The sequence below is a fragment of the Bacillus sp. FSL H8-0547 genome (assembly GCA_038002745.1).
Lineage (GTDB): Bacteria > Bacillota > Bacilli > Bacillales > Bacillaceae > Bacillus_P.
Genome location: JBBODD010000001.1, coordinates 3969925 through 3991044 on the forward strand (window position 1 = coordinate 3969925; position 21120 = coordinate 3991044).

The following is a 21120-nucleotide window of genomic DNA, read 5'->3' on the forward strand; positions in this document are numbered from 1 at the left end:
TTGAACAAAATAAAAAAGGGCGGAAGTCCGCCCTCTTTATCATCAGCCTTTGATCTTCTCGCGAAGAACCATTTGAAGAATTCCGCCATGGCGGTAGTAGTCAACTTCAACATCGCTGTCGAAGCGGACAAGCACTTCAAATTCTTTTGCATTGCCTTCTGCATCAGTCGCTCTCACTTTCACATGGTCGCGCGGCTTAACCGTCTCGTCAATCAGCACTTCGATTGATTCAGTTCCAGTCAAACCAAGCACTTCAGCATTTTCGCCTTGTTTAAACTGGAGCGGCAGAACGCCCATGAATACAAGGTTGCTTCTGTGAATGCGTTCAAAGCTTTCAGCAATAACCGTTTTAATGCCAAGAAGATTTGTGCCTTTAGCAGCCCAGTCGCGTGAGCTTCCCATTCCGTAATCTTTGCCGGCAAGAACAACAAGGCCTGTACCGTCTTGTTTGTACTTCATGCATGCATCGTAAATGGACGTTACTTCACCAGTAGGCCAGTACGTAGTGTATCCGCCCTCTGTTCCAGGTGCTACTTGGTTTTTAATGCGGATATTGGCAAATGTACCGCGCATCATCACTTCATGATTACCGCGGCGTGAACCGTATGAGTTAAACTCTCTAGGGCTTACGCCTTTTTCCTGCAGGTAGCGGCCCGCAGGCGTGTCTTTTCCGATTGAACCTGCCGGTGAAATGTGGTCTGTTGTCACAGAGTCACCAAACTTAGCTACAACGCGGAGATTTCTGAGCGGTTCAACAAGACCCGGCTCCGGATTCAGGTTCTCGAAAAATGGAGGGTTCTGAATGTAAGTAGAATCCTGATCCCATTTGTAAAGAGCCTCATCTGTTGTCTGAATGGCATTCCAGCGCTCATTGTCGTCAAACACACGGCCATATTCCTGTCTGAACAGTTCAGGAGTTACCGTTTGCTTAACGATTTCATTAATCTCATCCATAGAAGGCCAGATGTCATCAAAGAAGACATCATTTCCGTCTTTGTCTTTTCCAAGTGAATCATTTTTAAGGTCAATGTTCACTGTGCCTGCAAGTGCATATGCCACAACAAGCGGCGGAGAAGCAAGATAGTTTCCTTTTACCAGTGGATGGATGCGTCCTTCAAAGTTACGGTTTCCGGAAAGAACGGATGTAACTAGTAGATCGTTTTCAGCAACCGCTTTTTCAATTTCATCAGCAAGCGGACCTGAGTTTCCGATACAAGTCGTACAGCCGTACCCTACAACGTTGAAGCCTAATTGGTTCATATATGGCAGAAGGCCGGAATTTTCAAGGTAGCCTGTAACAACTTTTGAGCCTGGAGCTAAAGAAGTTTTTACGTAAGCCGGCACCTTCATTCCTTTTTCAATCGCTTTTTTCGCTACAAGACCTGCACCTACAAGAACATAAGGATTCGATGTGTTTGTACAGCTTGTAATGGCAGCAATCGCAATCGCGCCAGTCTTCATTTTTGTCACTTCGCCGTTTGCAAGCGTAACAGAAATCTCTTTTCCTGCTTCTGCAGCTTCAAGACCAAAGCCCTGATTTCCGGCAGGTGCAGCAAGAGCTGTCTGGAACGATTTTTGCATAGCAGAAAGAGGAATTAGATCCTGAGGTCGTTTAGGTCCTGAAAGATTCGGCTCGATTTCTGCAAGGTCAATTTCTACAACCGAAGTGTACGCAGGCTCCACATCAGGCGAGAAGAAAAGTTCGTTCTCTTTGCAGTATGCCTCAACCATATCAACAAGCTCGCTGTCGCGGCCAGTAAGCTTCATATATTCAAGTGATTCGCCGTCAACCGGGAAGAATCCGCATGTTGCGCCATACTCTGGTGCCATGTTGGCAATTGTCGCGCGGTCTGCAAGCGGAAGCTGCGGTACGCCAGGTCCGAAGAATTCCACGAATTTGCCTACTACGCCTTTTTGGCGGAGGACCTGAGTCACTTTCAGTGCAAGGTCTGTAGCCGTTGTTCCGTTTGGCATTTTACCTGTAAGTTTAACGCCAATTACTTCAGGAACCGGGAAATATGAAGGCTGGCCAAGCATGCCTGCTTCAGCTTCAATTCCGCCGACACCCCATCCAAGAACACCGATGCCGTTGATCATTGTCGTATGAGAATCTGTTCCTACAAGTGAATCCGGATATGTTTCAAATGTGCCGTCTGCACCTTCTACAGCGTGAACGACATTTGCAAGGTACTCAAGGTTTACCTGGTGAACGATTCCTGTTGCAGGAGGAACCGCACGGTAGTTGTTAAACGCTTTCTTAGCCCAGCTCAAGAATTGGTAGCGTTCTGCGTTGCGCTCGAACTCAAGCTCCATGTTAAATTGAAGAGAGTCCAATGTACCGGCTTTATCAACTTGAACAGAGTGGTCAATGACAAGATCAACCGGAATCTCTGGATTGATGACATCAGGATTTCCGCCGATGTCAGCCATTGCTTTTCTGAGGGATGCCAAGTCAACAACGGCAGGAACGCCTGTAAAATCCTGAAGGATGACGCGTGATGGCTTAAATGGCACATCAAGTTCTTTTTGCTCAGCTGTGCCCCATTTTGCAAGGTTTTCAACGTGCTCTTTTGTAATAACTCTTCCATCTACCTGTCTCAAAACAGATTCAAGCAGAACTTTAATGGAATACGGCAGTTTGGAAACATTGCCGATTCCTGCATCTTCTAATGCTTTTAATGAATAATAGTTGTATGTTTTTCCGCCTACTGTAAAACTTTTACGCGCTTGGAAAACATCGTGATGTGCTAATTGCTCTTGTTTCGTCATATGTTTTCTCCCCTTTTAAATCAAAATCGACGTTTGTGTCGAAACCTCGGTCTCTCCCACCAATTACTTCGCACATGTTCATCTTAATACATGTTTTAACATAAGTAAATAACAATGCTGTTATCAAAGTACATAAGTAGTTCTTATAGTTGTAAACTTCAGATCTTTTTCAATAGAAAGAATTGTAACCGCGCACATCAATTTTAAAAGAAAACAAACACTATCAGCATGGGGGTGACAGTTATGGCCAAACGCAAGGCTAACCATGCAAATGAAGGCATGAATGCAGCTTCCGCTCAAGGAAAAGGGGCAGGATACAACGAAGAATTTTCAAATGAGCCTCTATCAGCAGCGCAGAAGCAGAATAATAAGAAACGCAAATCTAATCAATAAACAAAAAACGACGGATTTTCCGTCGTTTTTGTTTATTGTTCTTCAATATTTACTTCAGCAACAATCTTTGACAAATCTCTTCTGTATTGTTCAAGTGTTTCCCTCTGCGTCTCTGATGCAACTTCAAGCGCATTGTTGATCTGTTCATAAGCTTCGTTGATCTCTTCTTTCAAATGACTGAGCTGAATCCCGTAATCCGGTGTTTCTGCTGAAAGCTGCTGGTACATATTCTCCGCCTGTGCAGTCCCCTGCTGTGCGGCCTGAAACGCCTGCTGTTTATTTTTATGATAAGGCATGATTTTCCCTCCTTAAAGTGGCTGAATCTGTCTTTATTTTGGTTTTTCAATGGTCATATTATACAGCCTCCCTTTTGCATGAAGGACCTGCCATTGCATCATGATATAGATAAAGGAAGGTGACACTAATGACAAACAAAAACAACAGCAAAGACATGCACAAGAACGCACCAAAAGGAAACAACCCCGGCCAGCCCGAACCGCTGGACGGATCCAAAAAAGTAAAAAACCGCAACCACACAAGGCAAAAAAATCATTCGCATCATGATATGTGATTAGAAAAGCGGAAGCGCCTTGCTTAGCTCCGAAGGACAGAAAAGGCTCCGCCGGAAAAAGCCGGGTTTGCTTTTTTCGGCGGAGCCGTTCTGGCCGAGGAGTTAGGCGCTGGAGCTGGACAACGTGCAGAGCTCAATGAACGTAATGACGCCTTTAACTCTTAAGCATAGATAAGAAATCTCCCGAAAAGTCCGGTTTTGACTTTTTGGGAGATTTTGTTCTGGCAGAAGGACTAGAAGGCGGAGCTGGACAGTGTGCATAGCGCAATGAACCAAAAGACGTCTTTAACTCCTAAGCATACATATGATATCCCCTTAAAAAGTCCGCTTTTGACTTTTTCGGTGATTTTGTTCTGACGGAAGGACTAGGAGGCGGAGCTGGACAATACCGAAAAGCGGAAGAGCTCGTTTAGCTCCGGGAGTCAGATAAGGAAACAGCGGTAAAGGCGCTTTTTGCCTTTGCCGATGGTTCCGATCTGACAGAGGAGTTGAGCGCTGGAGCTGGACAATGTGCAGAGCGCAATGAGCATAATCACTTCTTAACTTCTACGCATAGAAATGATATCCCCTTAAAAAGTCCGCTTTTGACTTTTCAGGGATTTTGTTCTGAAAGATGAGTTGAGAGATGCACCTGGACAATGTGCAAACCACAATCATTTCCCCCCTCCAGCTCCCACCAAATACAGCAACTATAAAATTGCACAAAACGGCCCATCCGTTCGTGCAATTTTTCTTTTTATGCCAGGCATGAACAACAGCAGCAGGAAATAAACTGAACTATAGAAAGAGCCCCGCAATTAACTGTTGCACTGCCTTCCGCATATCAGCTTCACAGCATTTCTGCACAATCTGTCTTCTATTCACGTCCTGATAATGAGCTGAATAAAATGAAAGTAGCATGGTTTTTGGAGGTCAACATGAGATGGACAAAAAAAAGCGTTCAAAACCATCTGATTTGAGCTGTATCGAAGACTGGATGAACCAGTTCTTCACAGACCCGTTCTCTGCCCTCCTTGATTGCAGATCCTTCCGGGTGGATTTGTTTGAAACAAGCGAGGAATACATTGTTGAGGCAGAGTTCGCAGAGGTAAAACCGGAAGATATACAGATTAGAGCTAGCCGGGAAACGCTCATTATCACAGCACAGACTGCCGGGCAGACGACAGAATCAGATCAGCTGGAGAGATCCGTTCTACTTCCCTTTTCACTTGAGAATAAAAAGATTGAGGCTATTTTTTCAAATGATATTCTTGAAGTAAAGATATTTAAAGAAGGCAGCTGCTCACGCAAAAGCTCATATATCCCTGTTCAATTTGCTCATTAAAGCAAGCTGTGCTTGCTTTTTTATTGTTACACCAGAAAATTATAAAGAGTAAAAGACTGTGGAAAACATAAGAAAGTTATCCTCGGTAAGCGTAAGCGCCTAAATCCTCTGTCAGAACAAATCCGTCAAAAAGTCTAACCCGGACTTTTACACCGGATTCTTTTCTGCCTATCGGATCTGACCAAGGCGCTTGCGCTTTTGTTTTCCCCGCCAAAAACTGCGCAGAAAGTGTCATTTTGTAGGTTTCTGCTCAGACAAGTCCTTCTTGTCCGGCATATGTATAAGGAAGAAGGAGAGTGTTTGCAGTGGGAGTCTATATTAAAAATCTTGTGATCAACGAAATTACTGGCGGCACAGTCAATTTCGGCAATTGTATCCGCATGTCTTCGAATGAAGCGAGCAAAACCGTTCAGGATTCCGAACAGCCGTCTGAGGAAAATGAAACGGCATCCGAACAGATGCCGCGTTTACAATTCAGATGGTTTTTTTGAAGGTTTGGTGCTTTGGGCCTGAACATTGATTTCTATTTTTTTGATCAGCTGATTTCCGCACCGAGGACACATTTTGCTTTGTTCCAGGAGCAGCATGCAGTTTGTGCAATAGAACTTTTCCATTTAAGAAACCCCCTATCTTTCAGCGTATGTTGACAGGGCTTAAATGTTTCTTTTTTCTGTCACTGCCGTTCTGAAAACGGATGGCAAAACATATTTTTTTCTAAAAGACAAAAGGGGTATGCTTATGGCTTATTACGGCTCCAAGGGATGGTATGTGAAAGCACTCAGAGAAATGGGAATCACCAGGCACCCGATTGAGAGAAGAAAACTGAAAATGTACAAAACGTTTGTCCTCCGGAATTTGTATGATCAGGCACTAGAGAAATAAATAAAGCCTTTGCACATCCGTTTTTCTCGCAAAAAAAGACATCCTGCTGACAGGAAGTCTTTTCTTTTATGTCAAAATACCTGAATTACCCTACAAATTTTTACAAAAATATGAAAATAATTCTTTTTTATAGGCTGATTTAATCATATAATAGAAAGAAAACGCCATTTCTAGGAGGAGCGTTTATGACATTATTGTATGAAATTCTGTATTTGCCGACAAATTGTGGAACGATCAGGGTCGATTTGTCTTATAAACGCTCTGTCTATATCGCTCATGCCGAACTGCTGGGCCACCTGTCAACGGGCAAGGACCGCAATAAACTGACAGCCGTCAAAAAATCCCTTCTTGAGCTTTCAAAGCAGGTCCATTCCGGCTGAGACAGCCTTTTCAAGCGATTTCCCCTGGTGTATAATAATAGCAGATTGATTGACGGACGGGGGTTACAACTATGCTTGACGGCTGGTTTCTATGGTTCATACTGTTTTGGGTCGTTTTTCTTGCAGGCATGCTCGCAATAGGCGGGTTTTTCATGTTCCGGAAATTTTTAAAGCGCTTGCCTAAAGAAGACGGAAAATCAGATCTTGATTGGGAAGCGTATTATATTGAACAGACGAGGCACTTATGGAATACAAGCCAAAAGCAGCTCCTTGAGGATCTGGTCGAGCCGGTTCCTGAACTTTTCAGGGATGTAGCCCGGGCTAAAATTGCAGGCAAAATCGGCGAGCTGGCACTTCAGGAAAATGCGGGAACTATTACACAGGACCTTGTGATTCGCGGATATATAACAGCTACTCCAAAGCGCGACCATAAGTTTCTTTTAAAGCGTCTTAAAGAGAAAGATATTGATCATACCCCGTACAGGGCATTATTTTAAAAAACCCGCTGGCTCAAATTTATGAGCCCGGCGGGTTTTTATGTTGCCTGAATGTTCGATGGAGGAAGCTGATTTTCAAGCTTTCTGAAAGACAGATACATGGCGATTCTCCACGGAACGATCATTCCGAAAGCAAGAATCCAGAACATGCCGCTCAATTCACCGACATCAATGCTGTTGCTCAAATAAAATTTAAGTGCAATCCTGATAACGAGAAGCCCGATTAATATAAATGCAAAGGCTTTTGAACGCTTCAGGTAGATTTTATCTTCCTTGACTTCAAAATTTGATGTTTTAATAAGAAAGATGGAGAAAAAGAACCCCAGTGTGATCGCTTCCAGGAATTCAAGCGGCGTCACCCTGAACATCGGGTGCAGAAACATTAACGCTCCCGTGCTCATAAAAATCGGCGGCAGGATAATCTTTCTGGCACTTGCGGGTTTCTTAGAAGCTCTCATGCGGATCATCATGACGCCAAGAGCCATGATAACAGCAGCAATTGTTGAGAAAATGACCAATGTGATCAATCCTTTTTAAAATGGTTACTACTATAATATACTACTGAAGCAAATAAAAAACCATCTCTTTACACAAAAGATGGCCGTTCCATGCAATTTACCCCAGAACGCGGTAAACCGCGTCGTTTACTCTTGTTTCATCAAATGGCTTCGTAATAAAATCCTTTGCTCCTGCTTCAATGGCCTCTACCACCATTTTCTGCTGGCCCATTGCCGAGCAAATAATGACTTTGGCAGCGGGATCCATTTCTCTTATCACTCTCAAAGCTTCGATTCCGTTCATTTCCGGCATCGTAATGTCCATCGTGACGAGGTCCGGTTTAAGTTCTTCATAAAGTTTGACTGCTTCGGCGCCATTCTCCGCTTCTCCTGCAATCTCGTGTCCTTTGGATGCGAGAATCTTTGATAAGGTTAATCTCATGAATTTGGCATCATCAACAATTAGCACTCTGGCCATGCAAGCGCCTCCTTTTTAAATCGACGAACGCAAGATCTACTATTCTATGAGATATTATATCAAATTTCAGAAGAGAATGTAGTAAAAAAGGCTCAAAAATTTCTAAAAAATAGGTCTAAAATCCCGTGAAGCCTCCAAAAAGCCTGCTCATCACGATAATAATCTTTGTCATCCAGTTAAAAAACAGCATGATCCCAATGATGATCATGATCCATCCGCCCGTTTTCATAATAACCAGGCTGTGCTTGCGGATCCATCCCAGCTTTCCAATAAAGAAGGCCATGATAAAAAAAGGAATGGAAAAACCGAGTACATAGGCAAACATATAGAGCATAGCAGAACCTGGATTGCTCAGTGTAAGCCCGAAGACAGCTGTAAGAATAGGTCCGGTGCATGGTGTCCATCCTGCTGCAAAAGCAAGACCGATAAGCACGGAACCGATATACCCCGAGGGTCTGTTTTTTAATTCAAACCGGCGTTCCTTCATCAGAAATTCCGGCTGCAGAACACCCACAATGACAAGCCCGAAGAGAATGATTAAAATGGCGCCAATTTGTCTGATCAGATCATTATAGCCAAAGAAGAAATCGGCAATAAAAGAACTTCCAAATCCAAGAGCAATAAAGATAATGGAAAATCCAATCAGGAAGCACAGTGTGTGCAGCATACTCCGTTTTTGAAGCATCGCATTTTCTGTCTTCAGCTCCCCGACTGAAACGCCTGTTATGTATGACAGAAACGCAGGATATAAAGGCAGACAGCAAGGAGAGATAAAAGAAAGAAATCCTGCTCCAAATGCTAAGAATACATTAACATCCGTCATCCATGCATCCTCCTTTCAACTTTAAAGTCACACTATATTTTAGCAAATACTGCCTGAAAAACATATGTTTCACTGTGTGACAGTTTTATGTCAATTCCTTAACATCTGCTCAAAAGGATTTATTCGGTCCGGACTTCCCTTTATAATAGTCATAGATTAAAGAAAAAAATCCTTATTTTCCCTTCGAATTATTTTCCATTTTAGGATATAATAGAAATTACCAGCAAGGTTCGTGCAGAACTTACATACAGAAAGGACAAGTTTTCGTGTCTAAACAAGAACTCTTAAAACTAATTGAAAAAAAACGAGCGGAAATGATTGAAATTGCCACTAAAAATGGAATTAATTCGAACGTGTCCATTCAATACAGCCAGGAACTGGATCACTTGCTGAATGAATACAACCGGTACAGCTACTCTGCCATGAAACGGGTTACATATTCTTAAAAATCCCCGCAAAAAAAGCACGCTTTGAAAGCGTGCTTTTTTATTAAAATCCCGCAACCGGGTTTTTATTTTGCCTGATTGTTCATCATTTTCATCATTTGGTTGATTTTCTTCTGGGACGGTTTCATGCCCATTTGCATCATCATCATTTTTAACATTTGCTCGTTAATTGGCGGATTTTTCTTTAAATAACTCATCATATACTGGCGAGCAATGAAAAATCCTAGTGCTACTCCGGCAAGCAAAGCCAGAACGCCTACTAGAATGACTACCCACAGATCCATCGTCTTTCCTCCTTCATGTTGTCTATTTTACAGTGTACTAAACCATAGGATATTATACAACATATACTCTATAATTTCTGCCTTTTTAGACAAATTTTCTTTCTTTTATCGGTTTTAGCCACCCGTGCCGCTTTTCCTCAAAATCCATCGCTAAAAAGCATGAATCCGCCTTTCTGAGAACTTCAAAGAAAATCGCTTCCATATCAAAGCTTCCTTCTGACGTGACTGTAACCGATCTGTCCCCCATCTCAAGGATGGCTCCTCCCTGCATGGATTCACTCTCAATATGATGGCGGTTGTGTGAATATGCATAGTTGTAACGTCCGTTTAAACTGCTGCTGATCATCTCATCTATATAGTCTTTCGGAATTTCTCTCGTAATATAAGTAATTTGTTTTTTCAGGTGAATAAACTCAGGCTGTTCAGGGCTAGTCCGCATATATTCCTGAAAAAGCTGAAAAAGCTTTACTTCACGGCCAAAAAAGTGATTCGCAAACTCTTCCTCTATTAAATAGACAGTGTAGTGTCTCATGCTTTCACCCTTCCATATGACGGTTACCCATTATTATACTGGAAAGTTGAGGAAGAATTTTGTCTAAATGAAAGGCAAAACTTCACTTTTTTTGTCGAAAAAGAGAGAACGAAGATATTCGTTCTCTCTCATAAGGCTTATTTTTCTAATAGTGCCTTTACTCGTGCCGTTACATTTTCAACTGTAAAGCCAAACTCTTTCATAATTCTTTCACCTGGTGCTGAGGCCCCGAACTGGTTGATGCCAAGAACGTCACCCTCATCTCCAGTATATCGCTCCCAGCCCAGAGGAGCTGCCATCTCAATAGCAAGACGCTTCTTCACTGTTTTTGGAAGTACGGATGCGCGGTACTCTTTTGACTGGCTTTCAAAACGGTTCCATGACGGCATGCTTACAACCGCAACATCAATGCCTTCTTTTTGAAGAGCATCTTGTGCTTCGATAGCAAGTCCTACTTCAGAGCCTGATGCTAAAAGAAGTGCGTCAGCCGTTTCTTTTTTGCTTGGAGAAATCGTATAAGCTCCTTTAGAAACTCCTTCATATGCCGTTTCAGACGTACCTTTAATCGTTTTTAGATTTTGACGGGTAAGAACAAGTGCTGTCGGTGCCGTTTCAGATTGAAGGGCAAGTCTCCATGCAGCAGCAGTCTCATTGCCGTCTGCCGGACGAATGACCGACAGGTTCGGCATTGCACGCAAGGCAGGAAGCTGTTCAATCGGCTCATGAGTCGGGCCGTCTTCTCCTACAGCAATACTGTCATGTGTAAATACGTACGTTACCGGAAGACCCATTAAGGCAGCAAGACGAATTGCCGGACGCAGGTAGTCAGAGAATACAAAGAACGTTCCGCCGTAAACCCGAAGACCGCCATGCAGCGCCATGCCGTTTAGTGCAGCACCCATTGCGAATTCACGGACACCGAACCAGATGTTGCGTCCGCTGTAGTCCTCAGCTGTGAAATCTGCTGCTCCCTTAATAGAAGTATTGTTTGAACCTGCAAGGTCAGCTGATCCTCCGAAAATGTATGGAACGTTTTTCGCAAGGCCGTTTAACACTTCACCGGAAGAAGCACGTGAAGCAAGTGCTTTGCCGTCTTCATATACAGGCACTTCTGAATCCCAGTTTTCAGGAAGCTCGCCTTTAATTCCTGCTTCAAGAGCTTTTGCAAGGTCAGGGAATTCTTTTTTATAGCTATCAAAAAGAGCGTTCCATTCTTGTTCTTTTTTCGAACCGAACTGTTCTGCCGATTCTTTGAAATGAGCATACACTTCGTCAGGAACGTGGAAGTCCTGTTCGAATGTCCATGCATATGTTTCTTTCGTCAGTTTGATCTCATCTGCTCCAAGCGGCTTGCCGTGAACATCTGATTTTCCTGACATATTCGGTGATCCGTAGCCGATTGTCGTTTTCACTTCAATCAGAGTAGGATGAGTTTCATCTTGTTTAGCAGCTTCAATCGCTTTAGCGATTTCTTCAAGGTTGTTGCCGTCTTCTACACGAATCACCTGCCAGCCGATTGCTTTGAAACGGTCTTCCACGTTTTCAGAGAATGAGCGGTCAAGATCTCCATCGAGAGAAATGTCGTTAGAATCGTAAAGAACAACTAATTTGCCAAGCTTTAGGTGCCCTGCAAGTGAAGCTGCCTCAGAAGAGATTCCTTCCATCAGGTCACCGTCTCCACAGATTGCATATGTGTAGTGATCGACAACCGGATAAGACTCTTGGTTATATGTATGTGCAAGATGACGTTCTGCCATAGCCATTCCGACAGCCATCCCAATTCCCTGGCCAAGAGGACCTGTTGTTGCATCTACACCTGCTGTGTGGCGGAATTCAGGGTGTCCAGGTGTTTTGCTTCCCCATTGTCTGAATTCTTTAAGATCATTCATCGTCAAATCATAGCCTGATAAATGAAGAAGGCTGTACAGCAGCATAGATCCGTGACCTGCAGATAAGACAAAGCGGTCGCGGTTGAACCATTCAGGATTTTTAGGGTTGTGATTCATAAATTGCGTCCAGAGCGAATACGCCATTGGAGCTGCCCCCATAGGCATTCCAGGATGTCCTGATTTTGCTTTTTCAATCGCATCAATCGACAGTGTTCGAATGGTAGCAATTGATAAGTCTTGAATTGAATGTGACATTAATTGATCATCCTTTCAGAAATAACATTCTACTTTTTTATCATAGCTTTACTGGCCTATTCATACAACCATTTCGCATGGAATTGCAAAAATGAGAAGTGTAAGAACCTATTCTAATGTATTATGTGCAAAATGAAAAGGAATACATCAAAAATTGACGTATTCCGGAGATTAATGAAGATCGCGTCTGCGCTCTTCTTTTAATTTTTCAGGTGTTACATCATTTCCGTTCGGATCCAGTACTGTAACGCCTTTTAATGTATTTTTCATAGAACCCCGGAATGCCTTGAGATATTCCTGTCTAAGTGATTGCTGTTCCTGTTTTTCCTCCGGAGAAAGACCGGACGTTTTTGATTTTCTGGACAAGGTATTGATTCTTGCCATCTTTTCCTTTGGCAGCATGACTGCAGCTCCTTTACCTAATACGATTTACTATGCTATCGTACTAAATATGGGGGCAAAAAACAACAGATTAGACCTGTTCCTCTTTCATATGCTCCTGATATCTTCTATGTACTGTCGCTTTAGAAACCTCGTATCCAAACCCTCTTAAGGTAGCCGCAATCTCTGAGAATGTCAGTTTATTCTGTTTAAGCCTGATAATTTCGCTGACAGGCACTTCCTTCTTCTCTCTGCCGCTCCCTTTATCTCTGTTAGTAAGATTCCTTTGAGGTTTATACCCTTTTTCAACCGCCCGCTGCATGCCGCGTTTAATTTTCAGATTATGGATCTTCCGCTGATATTCTTCAACAATGCTTACAATTTCCAGAACCATCGAATCTGCTTCAGACAAAAAAAGCTTTCCATTCTGCGTGGCCGTATATATCGTAATGCCTTCTTTTGCGAAAAAATGAATAAGGGCGATGCGGGCGTTCCCTCTCCCCAGTCTTGTCTCATCCTGAATAACAATGGCGTCAATTTTCTGTTCCTTTATGCAGTCAAATATTTCAAATATACCTTCTCTTTCAACCTCATATCCGCTCGCCTGCTCCTCAATAACCTTTGCCACATTCATGCCATGCGCTGCTGAAAGGGCCAAAAGTTCTTCTTTTTGCCTGGCGAGTGATGTCTCCTGTTCTTCTTTTCTTGTGCTGACTCTGCAGTAGATGATTGCGTTCAGTGTTCTCACTTCCCTATTTTCTTGATGCAAGCTGTGTCCCGTCATGGTAGGTTTGTTTATCAATAGGAAGAACCACAGAATCTCCTGTCTTGATCACAGCTGTCGACAGTCCGTTTTTATCCTGCACCCATTCAACGAAATCGGTCTTGGACATGCGGTGATGCTCCTCATATTGATCTGCAAGGCTCCAGATGCTGTCACCTTCTGCTATTTCAATGGATACATAATGATCAAGGTTTTCTTTTTCACCTGTGTATGATAATGCAAAGACAGCTACAATGACAACTGCAAAGAAAGAAATAACGTAAGATAATGAACCTTTCAACCCAATCCCCACCTTAATAGAATGTTTGTTCGCATATTTGATACTTTCAGTATAATGCGAACAAACGTTTCTGTCAACGCCGTTTTTCGAACTTATGTTTGTATGTGCAGGAAAAACATGCTATAATCAACATAAATTACAGGACGCGAGGTGGATAAAATGACAAAACTTTCAAAGAGGCAGCAGGATATCCTCACTTTTATAAAACTTGAAGTACAAAAGAAAGGATATCCGCCATCAGTCCGCGAGATCGGCGAAGCAGTGGGCCTTGCTTCCAGCTCCACTGTACACGGCCATCTTGCCAGGCTTGAAAGCAAAGGATTGATCAGACGGGATCCGACAAAGCCGAGAGCGATTGAAATATTAGAGGACGAGACAGCGATGATTCCGCGTTCAAGTGTGATTAACGTTCCTGTAATCGGGAAAGTAACAGCCGGTTCCCCGATCACAGCCATTGAAAACGTCGAGGAATATTTTCCTCTTCCAGATACGTTCGCCGCATCCGATGATCAGATCTTCATGCTTGAGATTATGGGAGACAGTATGATTGAAGCCGGCATTCTTGATGGGGACATGGTCATTGTCAAGCAGCAGAACACTGCAAACAACGGGGATATCGTTGTTGCTATGACAGAGGATGATGAGGCAACTGTCAAACGTTTTTTCAAAGAGAAAGATTATGTGCGTCTTCAGCCGGAGAACTCTACACTTGAACCGATCATTCTCAGACATGTCGTTATCTTGGGAAAAGTTGTTGGAGTTTATAGAAACATACACTGAAAACTTTGCTTTTACAGGCAAAGTTTTTTTTATTTGCCTGTTTTACAGTCTTCTCTCAGGGGAACATAATAATGAAAAAAAGATGAGAGGGTGCCTATGACAAAAGAACCGGCCATTCTGCGGGCAAATGCCCAGTTTATTTTTCCTTTTTCATGGGACAGGGACTGCATCTCCCAGCTGACTGATGAACTTAAGGCAAGCGGATTTGAATTTTTCAGCATCAACAGCAGCGCTCAGCAGAACAAATTTTACGGAGAGAAAACGAGCCTTCCCCATAAACGGCTGAAGCATTATTTTATGCCGTACATAGAACAGATTCTCTTTCCAGATCAGCATAAGGATAAGGCTATTAACAGATACTCCAAATCCTTTGACAGAAAATGCACGCTTCGTACAGCTGTAAATGAATATTCTTTCACGATCCACTCAATCGATCTGTATATTTGCCCATTTTCTGTTGGAATGATTACAATCAGGACCGAGCTTACATCTGACAGCAAAACATTGATACTGAGCGATGCACTCGATTTTATGGATCACTTCAGAGTTCTTGAACCGTTTATTACAGAAGAAAAAGGAACTGTTCTCCATTCAGGACAGGGCACTTATGAAAAGATTCAGGATTTTATCTTTGAAGAGCTGTGCCCCTCTGTTGTCCCGTATATAGAGAAGAGTGAAAACAGCCAGTCAACCTATCTTGGAAGCCTTCCCTACTTTATTGATGAGAGAATGTTTGTCAGCAGTTATCTTTTGACAGAAAAGGACGCAGAAATATCACCTGAAACCTTGTTTCGCACAGGGCACATAAATGGTTATGATCAAAATGGCAAACCGTATATGTCCGCAAGCAATCCCGCTTATATCAGCCAGTATATACAAGATCACATTTACGACAGGTGGTCCCCCGGCAGTTTTCACGTTGTGAGTGATCATACATTCACTAAAATTACGAATGATGTGGGTCAGGAGAACGTGACCGCGGAAGAAATGGTCGGTCAGCTCTATTACAATCTCATCCTGCATCTTTTCTATAAAATTGTCCTTTTAAAACTTTCATACAGCTATTCACAGCTCTACATTGACCGGAAACAGGATAAAATGGAAGGTCTGATTCGCTCGATTGCTAATTTCACGGCTAAGTATATTTTTTCAGAAATCAGCAGCAGAACGGAAGGACAGGAGCTTTCTGTCATGATGAAAGACCGGTTTAAAATTGAGACCCTCTATAAAGAAGTGAATAATACGATGGACACTCTTTATCAAAATCAGGAGAAGCTGGCCAGCAAACGCCATAATTCCCTGCTGCTGATCCTTACTACTTATACGGTTATTTCCGGAATCTATGGCATGAACCTTGTTATTGAGGACTGGAAAGGCAGCATAAGCTGGAACAAACTTGCAGATTACTCTGTGTTTGAATACATCTCACTGGTGGTTGCTTTATCAGGAATTGCAGTTGGCTCAGTGCTTGCCGCAATAGCTATTATGAGACTGCTGAAGGATTATTTACAGAAGAGAAAATCAGACGGAATCGACTAAAAACATGCAAAAAAACCTCAGCAAACAGCTGAGGTTTTTGAGTGTGATTCTTAGTATTGAGACATGTACTGCTCACGTTCCCATGGGTGAACTTGAGTGCGGAACATATCCCATTCAATTTCTTTCGCTTCTACAAAATGCTCAAACAAATGCTCGCCAAGTGCGTTGATGATCACTTCGTCTGTTTTCAGAAGATCAAGAGCCTGTGCAAGAGTTGCAGGAAGATCAACGATTCCATTCTCAACGCGCTCTTCTTTCGTCATGACATAGATGTTGCGGTCAATCGGTTTTGGAGCAGCAAGTTTGTTTTTAATGCCGTCAAGACCAGCAGCAAGCAATACGCTCATTGCAAGGTACGGGTTTGCAGAAGGGTCAACACTGCGCACTTCTACGCGTGTGCTTAGTCCGCGTGAAGCAGGGATACGGATAAGCGGGCTTCTGTTTTGTGCAGACCAGGCAACATAGCATGGTGCCTCGTAGCCAGGAACTAGACGCTTATATGAGTTAACTGTCGGATTCGTAACAGCTGTGAAGTTTGGAGCATGCTTGATTACGCCGGCGATGAAATGTCTAGCTGTTTCGCTCAGCTCAAGTTCACTGTTTTTGTCATAGAATGAGTTCACTCCGTCTTTGAAAAGAGAGAGGTTCATGTGCATTCCAGATCCGTTTACTCCAAACAGCGGCTTTGGCATGAATGTAGCATGCAATCCGTGTTTGCGCGCAATTGTTTTAACGACAAGTTTAAACGTTTGGATATCATCACAAGCTTTTACAGCGCCTGCATATTTAAAGTCAATTTCATGCTGGCCAGGAGCTACCTCATGGTGGGATGCTTCAATTTCAAAGCCCATTTCTTCAAGCTCAAGCACGATGTCGCGTCTGCAGTTTTCTCCAAGGTCAGTCGGAGCAAGGTCGAAGTAGCCGCCGTGATCGTTTAGCTCAAGAGTAGGTTCTCCTTTTTCGTCAAGCTTGAAAAGGAAGAATTCAGGCTCAGGCCCAAGGTTGAAGTCAGTGAATCCAAGGTCTTCCATTTCTTTCAGCATGCGTCTTAAGTTGTTGCGCGGATCTCCATCAAATGGTGTCCCGTCCGGGCTGTAGATGTCGCAGATGAAACGTGCAACTTTGCCTTTTTCAGATGTCCAAGGGAAAATAACAAACGTATCAAGATCAGGATACAGATACATGTCAGATTCTTCGATGCGGACAAATCCTTCAATTGAAGATCCGTCAAACATACATTTGTTGTCAAGTGCTTTTTCAAGCTGGCTTGCAGGAATTTCTACGTTTTTGATTGTTCCAAGGATGTCCGTGAACTGCAGTCTGATGTATTTTACGTTTTCTTCTTGTACTAAGCGTACAATATCTTCTCTCGAATACTTTGCCATTGTGAAAATCCTCTCCTAACAATACTAAGTAATATTTATTGTGAAAATTTAAGTGAAGCTGCGTTAATTAATGGAAAAATCTAGACATGTCACCCTGTCTGAGCGATGATCTCTGAAACCTTCCGGCCTGCATCAGTTCAGCTTTCAGAAGCTTTCTGAGTTCAGCGTCGGTCAAATCCGGTTTTTCCACTTTTTTAGGCTGGCCTTCTTCCTCGCGTTCCATGCTTTTATCCTTAGAAGAAAAAATCTGCTTGATGCCGGCCATGTTAATGCCTTGTTCGATAAGGCTTCTTATTTCAAGAAGCGTATCTACGTCATTAAATGAAAATAGGCGTCTGTTCCCTTCTGTTCTTGCAGGGAAAATCAAGCCGTTTTCTTCATAATATCGAATTTGTCTGGCAGAGAGTTCTGTCAGCTGCATGACAATTCCGATCGGGAATAAGGGCATCGAGCGTCGAATCGTATCACCCATTGTATTCCCTCCTTTTCTTAACTTAATCATATTATATTCCATGTCATATAATGTGTCAACACTATGTTAGGAAAAATGACATTTGTATTTATATTGGGTTACAGACGAATTAAATTCTTATCCAGAAGATGATCAAGAGCAGAACAGATGGCAATTTTCACATGCGAATACGTTAATCCGCCCTGAACATACGCTGTATACGGGGGACGCAGCGGACCGTCTGCCGAAAGTTCGATGCTTGCTCCCTGTACGAATGTACCTGCAGCCATTATGACATCGTTCTCATATCCCGGCATATAGCTCGGATATGGCGTCACGTGCGAATTGACCGGTGATGCATATTGAATGGCCTGGCAGAACGCAACCATTAAATCGGACTGCTCAAACTGGACAGACTGAATAAGGTCTGTGCGGACTGCATCCCATGACGGGTTCGTTTTAAGCCCTGCAAGTTCAAGCATCGCTGCTGTAAACACAGCACCTTTTAAAGATTGTGCAACAACGTGCGGAGCAAGGAAAAATCCCTGATACATTTCCTGAAGACTGTAAAGGGACGCACCTGCCTCAGCCCCGATTCCCGGTGATGTCATCCGGTAGGAGCATGCTTCCACAAGATCCTTGCGCCCAACGATATAACCGCCTGTTTTCGCAAGTCCGCCGCCAGGGTTTTTAATAAGCGAACCTGCCATAAGGTCAGCACCAACGTGACAAGGTTCAAGTTCTTCAACAAATTCTCCGTAGCAATTGTCCACGAAAACGACAACATCAGGCTTAATGGATTTGACAAAGTCAATCATCTGCTTGATTTCTGCAAGGGTATAAGAAGGCCTTGTGGCATATCCTTTTGAGCGCTGAATGCCGATCATCTTTGTCTTTTCTGTAATGGCAGCACCGACGGCATCATAATCTATGCCGCCATCTTCTTTCAGTTCAACTGCCCGGTAACCGATTTTGAATTCGCTGAGTGAACCGGTGCCGCTGCCTCTGATGCCTACAATCTCTTCAAGGGTATCATAAGGCTTTCCCGTTATATATAGAAGTTCATCAAATGGACGCAGAACTCCGAACAGGGCAATGGAAATGGCATGGGTGCCTGAAATGATCTGTGGCCTTACAAGCCCTGACTCCCCGCCGAAAACATCCGCATAAATCTGTTCCAGCGTATCCCGTCCATGATCATCATACCCATATCCTGTGGTCGGGATAAAATGAGAGTCGCTTACTCTATGGTCTCTGTAGCTTTGAAGAACCCGAAACTGGTTCATTTCCATTCGTTCATCAATTTTTTTGTGGGTATCTCTAATTTTTTCTTCTGCCTGTGCAGCTAGCTGCGCAAGCTTATCGCCGTACTTCAATTGGTTAAACATGTTTGTTTCCCTTTCTCTTATACATCTCTATCTGGCCGGAAGCTGCATGCCCCGGCAGGAAGTGTCCCTGTATTTCATAATGATTTTCTTCTTCATTAAAGGCAAAATGCCCTACCATTGTTTCTGTTTTCAATAAAGCCAGAAGCTTGCCTTCTGAAGCAGGCACATCAATGCTGTATTCTTCCATCAGCTCCATCGAAAACGACTGAATCTTCTGTTTCAGTTTTGCAATATCCGCATCTGAAAAGGCGCTGATCAGCACATGCTCGCCTTTTGGGGAAGGAACAAAGCCTTGCGACTGCTTATCTTGCTTGTTATATACCGTTAAGACCGGAATCGTCGTGACCTTCAGTTCTTCAAGCAGTTTATAGACCGTTTTTTCATGATTGACGTAATCTTCATTTGAACTGTCCACAACATGCAGAATCAAATCCGCCTCTTTCACTTCTTCAAGTGTAGAGCGGAAAGCTGCAACTAGCGTTGTCGGCAGATCCTGTATGAACCCTACCGTATCTGTTAAAAGAGCCTGATAGCCAGATGGCAGTGTCATCTTCCTAGTCATTGGATCAAGTGTGGCAAAAAGCAGGTCTTCTTCAAATGTGCCAGCGTCTGTAATCCGGTTAAACAATGTCGATTTCCCGGCGTTGGTGTAGCCGACCAGAGCTACCTGGAAAGCCTGATTTTTCTTTCTTCTTTCACGATAGCGGTTCCGGTGGCTGACGATTGCAGCAAGCTGCAGTTTAATTTCATGTATGCGTGTTCTAATATGTCTTCGGTCTGTTTCAAGCTGCGTTTCGCCCGGCCCCCTCGTGCCGATTCCGCCGCCCTGTCTTGAAAGATTGATTCCCTGTCCGCTCAGCCTCGGCAAAAGATACTGAAGCTGCGCAAGCTCCACCTGAAGCTTGCCTTCTTTTGATTTTGCACGCGTCGCAAATATATCAAGAATCAGCTGTGTGCGGTCTATAATTTTCACATCAAGGGCAGCCGACAGATTCCGCTGCTGACTTGGAGAAAGCTCATCATTAAATATAATTAAGTCGGGCGCAAGCTCTTCTGAAAGAGCCAGCAGTTCTTCAACTTTGCCTTTTCCTATGTATGTTGCCGGGTGGATGCGCTCTCTCTTCTGCGACAGCTGGACGAGCACTTCTCCATTCGCTGTTTTAGTAAGGGAGGCAAGCTCGCTCATTGTATAACTGAACGCTTCATCTTCTGTCTTCGGTAGCTGGCATCCGACCAGAATGACTTTTTCACTCCCGGTATTCATTGTCTCTTTCAAACGGGTACCATCCTTTTACTCATAATTTTGCTTCTTTATCATACCAAAAAAACAAAGAATCCACTAATGCTTTACGATTTTACGCACATAGGAACCTTTCAAAGACTACTTTAAAAGAAAAGGATTGCATTAAACCGGATACGCATATAAAATCAAGACGGCTGCTTTCCTGCAGCCCAGTACTTGTAATTGATGATAGTTGACATCTGCGAAAAAGGGGATACATATATGACGTGGGAAGTATTAAGCATCATCGGCACGATTGCTTTTGCAGTGAGCGGCGCCATTGTTGCGATGGAAGAGGAATATGATATTCTCGGGGTGTATATTCTTGGCATTGTCACTGCATTTGGAGGAGGAGCCATCAGAAATATTCTCATTGGCGTGCCGGTGTCAGCTTTATGGGAACAGGGGACGCTCTTTCAAATAGCGCTTGTTGCCATGACGACCGTCTTTTTATTCCCCAATAACCTGCTTAAACACTGGCAGAAGTGGGGAAATTTCACCGATGCGATCGGACTTTCGGCATTCGCTATTCAAGGAGCGCTGTATGCTGCAGAGATGAATCATCCGATCAGTGCGGTTGTTGTGGCTGCTGTACTCACAGGAAGCGGCGGCGGAATCGTCCGGGATTTGCTGGCAGGAAGAAAACCGCTTGTGTTAAAATCAGAAATTTATGCAGTGTGGGCTGTCCTTGCTGGTCTTATTATCGGATTTGATCTCGCCCAATCACCTGTTCAGCTTTATACACTGTTTATTCTGCTCGTTGTTTGCAGAGTTCTCTCTTATACAAACAAATGGCAGCTTCCAAACCGCTCCATCCACCATTAGAAAAA

The 21120-nt window shown here is 43.4% G+C and carries 26 protein-coding genes; 11 read left to right on the forward strand and 15 right to left on the reverse strand.

The window, feature by feature from the left end:
• Nucleotides 1-42 precede the first annotated feature (42 nt).
• Complete coding sequence (gene acnA, locus MHB63_20000) at nt 43-2769, reverse strand: aconitate hydratase AcnA (protein MEK3808815.1); 2727 nt, start codon at nt 2767-2769, stop codon at nt 43-45.
• Between the two features lie 243 nt (nt 2770-3012).
• Here acnA and sspO point away from each other — a divergent pair, with 243 nt between their 5' ends.
• Nucleotides 3013-3162 (forward strand): small acid-soluble spore protein O, encoded by a 150-nt coding sequence (gene sspO / locus MHB63_20005; GenBank protein MEK3808816.1) that lies wholly within the window; start codon nt 3013-3015, stop codon nt 3160-3162.
• Nucleotides 3163-3194: 32 nt separating this feature from the next.
• On the opposite strand, the gene MHB63_20010 is transcribed toward sspO, so the two are convergent.
• Complete coding sequence (locus MHB63_20010) at nt 3195-3458, reverse strand: hypothetical protein (protein ID MEK3808817.1); 264 nt, start codon at nt 3456-3458, stop codon at nt 3195-3197.
• 128 nt (nt 3459-3586) lie between these two features.
• Here MHB63_20010 and MHB63_20015 point away from each other — a divergent pair, with 128 nt between their 5' ends.
• The 6 genes from MHB63_20015 (at nt 3587) to MHB63_20040 (ending at nt 6816) form a co-directional block, all read left to right on the forward strand.
• The gene (locus MHB63_20015; protein MEK3808818.1) at nt 3587-3733 is read left to right on the forward strand and encodes a small acid-soluble spore protein P; all 147 of its coding nucleotides are present in this window, start codon (nt 3587-3589) and stop codon (nt 3731-3733) included.
• Between the two features lie 922 nt (nt 3734-4655).
• Nucleotides 4656-5057: an Hsp20/alpha crystallin family protein gene (locus tag MHB63_20020; GenBank protein ID MEK3808819.1), complete on the forward strand. Its 402-nt coding sequence runs from the start codon at nt 4656-4658 to the stop codon at nt 5055-5057.
• A gap of 296 nt (nt 5058-5353) precedes the next feature.
• Complete coding sequence (locus MHB63_20025) at nt 5354-5548, forward strand: hypothetical protein (GenBank protein MEK3808820.1); 195 nt, start codon at nt 5354-5356, stop codon at nt 5546-5548.
• A gap of 247 nt (nt 5549-5795) precedes the next feature.
• Nucleotides 5796-5939 (forward strand): YflJ family protein, encoded by a 144-nt coding sequence (locus MHB63_20030; GenBank protein ID MEK3808821.1) that lies wholly within the window; start codon nt 5796-5798, stop codon nt 5937-5939.
• A gap of 185 nt (nt 5940-6124) precedes the next feature.
• Nucleotides 6125-6319, forward strand: coding sequence for a hypothetical protein (locus MHB63_20035; protein MEK3808822.1), 195 nt, complete (start codon nt 6125-6127; stop codon nt 6317-6319).
• 71 nt (nt 6320-6390) lie between these two features.
• Nucleotides 6391-6816 (forward strand): DUF2621 domain-containing protein, encoded by a 426-nt coding sequence (locus tag MHB63_20040; GenBank protein MEK3808823.1) that lies wholly within the window; start codon nt 6391-6393, stop codon nt 6814-6816.
• Between the two features lie 38 nt (nt 6817-6854).
• Here the strand turns inward: MHB63_20040 and MHB63_20045 are convergent, their stop codons facing one another.
• The 3 genes from MHB63_20045 to MHB63_20055 form a co-directional block, all read right to left on the reverse strand.
• Complete coding sequence (locus MHB63_20045) at nt 6855-7334, reverse strand: CcdC protein domain-containing protein (GenBank protein ID MEK3808824.1); 480 nt, start codon at nt 7332-7334, stop codon at nt 6855-6857.
• A 97-nt stretch (nt 7335-7431) separates the two neighbouring features.
• On the reverse strand, nt 7432-7791 hold the full coding sequence (locus MHB63_20050) for a response regulator (GenBank protein MEK3808825.1): 360 nt from the start codon (nt 7789-7791) through the stop codon (nt 7432-7434).
• Between the two features lie 115 nt (nt 7792-7906).
• Nucleotides 7907-8614 (reverse strand): cytochrome c biogenesis protein CcdA, encoded by a 708-nt coding sequence (locus MHB63_20055; protein ID MEK3808826.1) that lies wholly within the window; start codon nt 8612-8614, stop codon nt 7907-7909.
• A 266-nt stretch (nt 8615-8880) separates the two neighbouring features.
• Between MHB63_20055 and MHB63_20060 the strand changes: the two genes are divergently transcribed.
• Entirely contained in the window at nt 8881-9060 is a 180-nt protein-coding gene (locus tag MHB63_20060) for an aspartyl-phosphate phosphatase Spo0E family protein (GenBank protein MEK3808827.1), read from the forward strand.
• Between the two features lie 65 nt (nt 9061-9125).
• On the opposite strand, the gene MHB63_20065 is transcribed toward MHB63_20060, so the two are convergent.
• The 6 genes from MHB63_20065 to yneA form a co-directional block, all read right to left on the reverse strand.
• The gene (locus MHB63_20065) at nt 9126-9344 is read right to left on the reverse strand and encodes a YneF family protein (GenBank protein ID MEK3808828.1); all 219 of its coding nucleotides are present in this window, start codon (nt 9342-9344) and stop codon (nt 9126-9128) included.
• A gap of 85 nt (nt 9345-9429) precedes the next feature.
• Nucleotides 9430-9876: a sporulation inhibitor of replication protein SirA gene (gene sirA, locus MHB63_20070; GenBank protein MEK3808829.1), complete on the reverse strand. Its 447-nt coding sequence runs from the start codon at nt 9874-9876 to the stop codon at nt 9430-9432.
• Between the two features lie 137 nt (nt 9877-10013).
• Nucleotides 10014-12020 carry a transketolase gene (gene tkt, locus MHB63_20075; protein MEK3808830.1) on the reverse strand — a complete coding sequence of 669 codons (2007 nt, stop codon included), beginning with the start codon at nt 12018-12020 and terminating at the stop codon, nt 10014-10016.
• A 171-nt stretch (nt 12021-12191) separates the two neighbouring features.
• Nucleotides 12192-12422 carry a DUF896 domain-containing protein gene (locus MHB63_20080; protein ID MEK3808831.1) on the reverse strand — a complete coding sequence of 77 codons (231 nt, stop codon included), beginning with the start codon at nt 12420-12422 and terminating at the stop codon, nt 12192-12194.
• A 70-nt stretch (nt 12423-12492) separates the two neighbouring features.
• Nucleotides 12493-13140 (reverse strand): recombinase family protein, encoded by a 648-nt coding sequence (locus MHB63_20085; GenBank protein MEK3808832.1) that lies wholly within the window; start codon nt 13138-13140, stop codon nt 12493-12495.
• A gap of 13 nt (nt 13141-13153) precedes the next feature.
• Nucleotides 13154-13465 carry a cell division suppressor protein YneA gene (yneA, locus tag MHB63_20090; GenBank protein MEK3808833.1) on the reverse strand — a complete coding sequence of 104 codons (312 nt, stop codon included), beginning with the start codon at nt 13463-13465 and terminating at the stop codon, nt 13154-13156.
• A 159-nt stretch (nt 13466-13624) separates the two neighbouring features.
• On the opposite strand from yneA, the gene lexA reads away from it, so the two are divergent.
• Entirely contained in the window at nt 13625-14245 is a 621-nt protein-coding gene (gene lexA / locus MHB63_20095; protein ID MEK3808834.1) for a transcriptional repressor LexA, read from the forward strand.
• A gap of 96 nt (nt 14246-14341) precedes the next feature.
• Entirely contained in the window at nt 14342-15784 is a 1443-nt protein-coding gene (locus MHB63_20100; protein MEK3808835.1) for a hypothetical protein, read from the forward strand.
• 50 nt (nt 15785-15834) lie between these two features.
• Here the strand turns inward: MHB63_20100 and glnA are convergent, their stop codons facing one another.
• The 4 genes from glnA to hflX form a co-directional block, all read right to left on the reverse strand.
• Entirely contained in the window at nt 15835-17169 is a 1335-nt protein-coding gene (gene glnA, locus MHB63_20105; protein MEK3808836.1) for a type I glutamate--ammonia ligase, read from the reverse strand.
• Nucleotides 17170-17236: 67 nt separating this feature from the next.
• Nucleotides 17237-17641 (reverse strand): MerR family transcriptional regulator, encoded by a 405-nt coding sequence (locus MHB63_20110; protein MEK3808837.1) that lies wholly within the window; start codon nt 17639-17641, stop codon nt 17237-17239.
• Nucleotides 17642-17739: 98 nt separating this feature from the next.
• Complete coding sequence (locus tag MHB63_20115; GenBank protein MEK3808838.1) at nt 17740-19008, reverse strand: methionine gamma-lyase family protein; 1269 nt, start codon at nt 19006-19008, stop codon at nt 17740-17742.
• Entirely contained in the window at nt 19001-20272 is a 1272-nt protein-coding gene (gene hflX / locus MHB63_20120) for a GTPase HflX (GenBank protein ID MEK3808839.1), read from the reverse strand. Before hflX ends, MHB63_20115 begins: the two co-directional genes overlap by 8 nt.
• A gap of 240 nt (nt 20273-20512) precedes the next feature.
• Between hflX and MHB63_20125 the strand changes: the two genes are divergently transcribed.
• Nucleotides 20513-21115 (forward strand): trimeric intracellular cation channel family protein, encoded by a 603-nt coding sequence (locus MHB63_20125; protein ID MEK3808840.1) that lies wholly within the window; start codon nt 20513-20515, stop codon nt 21113-21115.
• Nucleotides 21116-21120 lie beyond the last annotated feature (5 nt).

Coding starts and splice junctions, on each gene's coding strand:
- acnA (MEK3808815.1), bottom strand. CDS start 2,769: ATGACGAAACAAGAGCAATTAGCACATCACGATGTTTTCCAAGCGCGT.
- sspO (MEK3808816.1), top strand. CDS start 3,013: ATGGCCAAACGCAAGGCTAACCATGCAAATGAAGGCATGAATGCAGCT.
- MHB63_20010 (MEK3808817.1), bottom strand. CDS start 3,458: ATGCCTTATCATAAAAATAAACAGCAGGCGTTTCAGGCCGCACAGCAG.
- MHB63_20015 (MEK3808818.1), top strand. CDS start 3,587: ATGACAAACAAAAACAACAGCAAAGACATGCACAAGAACGCACCAAAA.
- MHB63_20020 (MEK3808819.1), top strand. CDS start 4,656: ATGGACAAAAAAAAGCGTTCAAAACCATCTGATTTGAGCTGTATCGAA.
- MHB63_20030 (MEK3808821.1), top strand. CDS start 5,796: ATGGCTTATTACGGCTCCAAGGGATGGTATGTGAAAGCACTCAGAGAA.
- MHB63_20035 (MEK3808822.1), top strand. CDS start 6,125: ATGACATTATTGTATGAAATTCTGTATTTGCCGACAAATTGTGGAACG.
- MHB63_20040 (MEK3808823.1), top strand. CDS start 6,391: ATGCTTGACGGCTGGTTTCTATGGTTCATACTGTTTTGGGTCGTTTTT.
- MHB63_20050 (MEK3808825.1), bottom strand. CDS start 7,791: ATGGCCAGAGTGCTAATTGTTGATGATGCCAAATTCATGAGATTAACC.
- MHB63_20055 (MEK3808826.1), bottom strand. CDS start 8,614: ATGACGGATGTTAATGTATTCTTAGCATTTGGAGCAGGATTTCTTTCT.
- MHB63_20065 (MEK3808828.1), bottom strand. CDS start 9,344: ATGGATCTGTGGGTAGTCATTCTAGTAGGCGTTCTGGCTTTGCTTGCC.
- sirA (MEK3808829.1), bottom strand. CDS start 9,876: ATGAGACACTACACTGTCTATTTAATAGAGGAAGAGTTTGCGAATCAC.
- tkt (MEK3808830.1), bottom strand. CDS start 12,020: ATGTCACATTCAATTCAAGACTTATCAATTGCTACCATTCGAACACTG.
- MHB63_20080 (MEK3808831.1), bottom strand. CDS start 12,422: ATGCTGCCAAAGGAAAAGATGGCAAGAATCAATACCTTGTCCAGAAAA.
- lexA (MEK3808834.1), top strand. CDS start 13,625: ATGACAAAACTTTCAAAGAGGCAGCAGGATATCCTCACTTTTATAAAA.
- MHB63_20100 (MEK3808835.1), top strand. CDS start 14,342: ATGACAAAAGAACCGGCCATTCTGCGGGCAAATGCCCAGTTTATTTTT.
- glnA (MEK3808836.1), bottom strand. CDS start 17,169: ATGGCAAAGTATTCGAGAGAAGATATTGTACGCTTAGTACAAGAAGAA.
- MHB63_20110 (MEK3808837.1), bottom strand. CDS start 17,641: ATGGGTGATACGATTCGACGCTCGATGCCCTTATTCCCGATCGGAATT.
- MHB63_20115 (MEK3808838.1), bottom strand. CDS start 19,008: ATGTTTAACCAATTGAAGTACGGCGATAAGCTTGCGCAGCTAGCTGCA.
- hflX (MEK3808839.1), bottom strand. CDS start 20,272: ATGAATACCGGGAGTGAAAAAGTCATTCTGGTCGGATGCCAGCTACCG.
- MHB63_20125 (MEK3808840.1), top strand. CDS start 20,513: ATGACGTGGGAAGTATTAAGCATCATCGGCACGATTGCTTTTGCAGTG.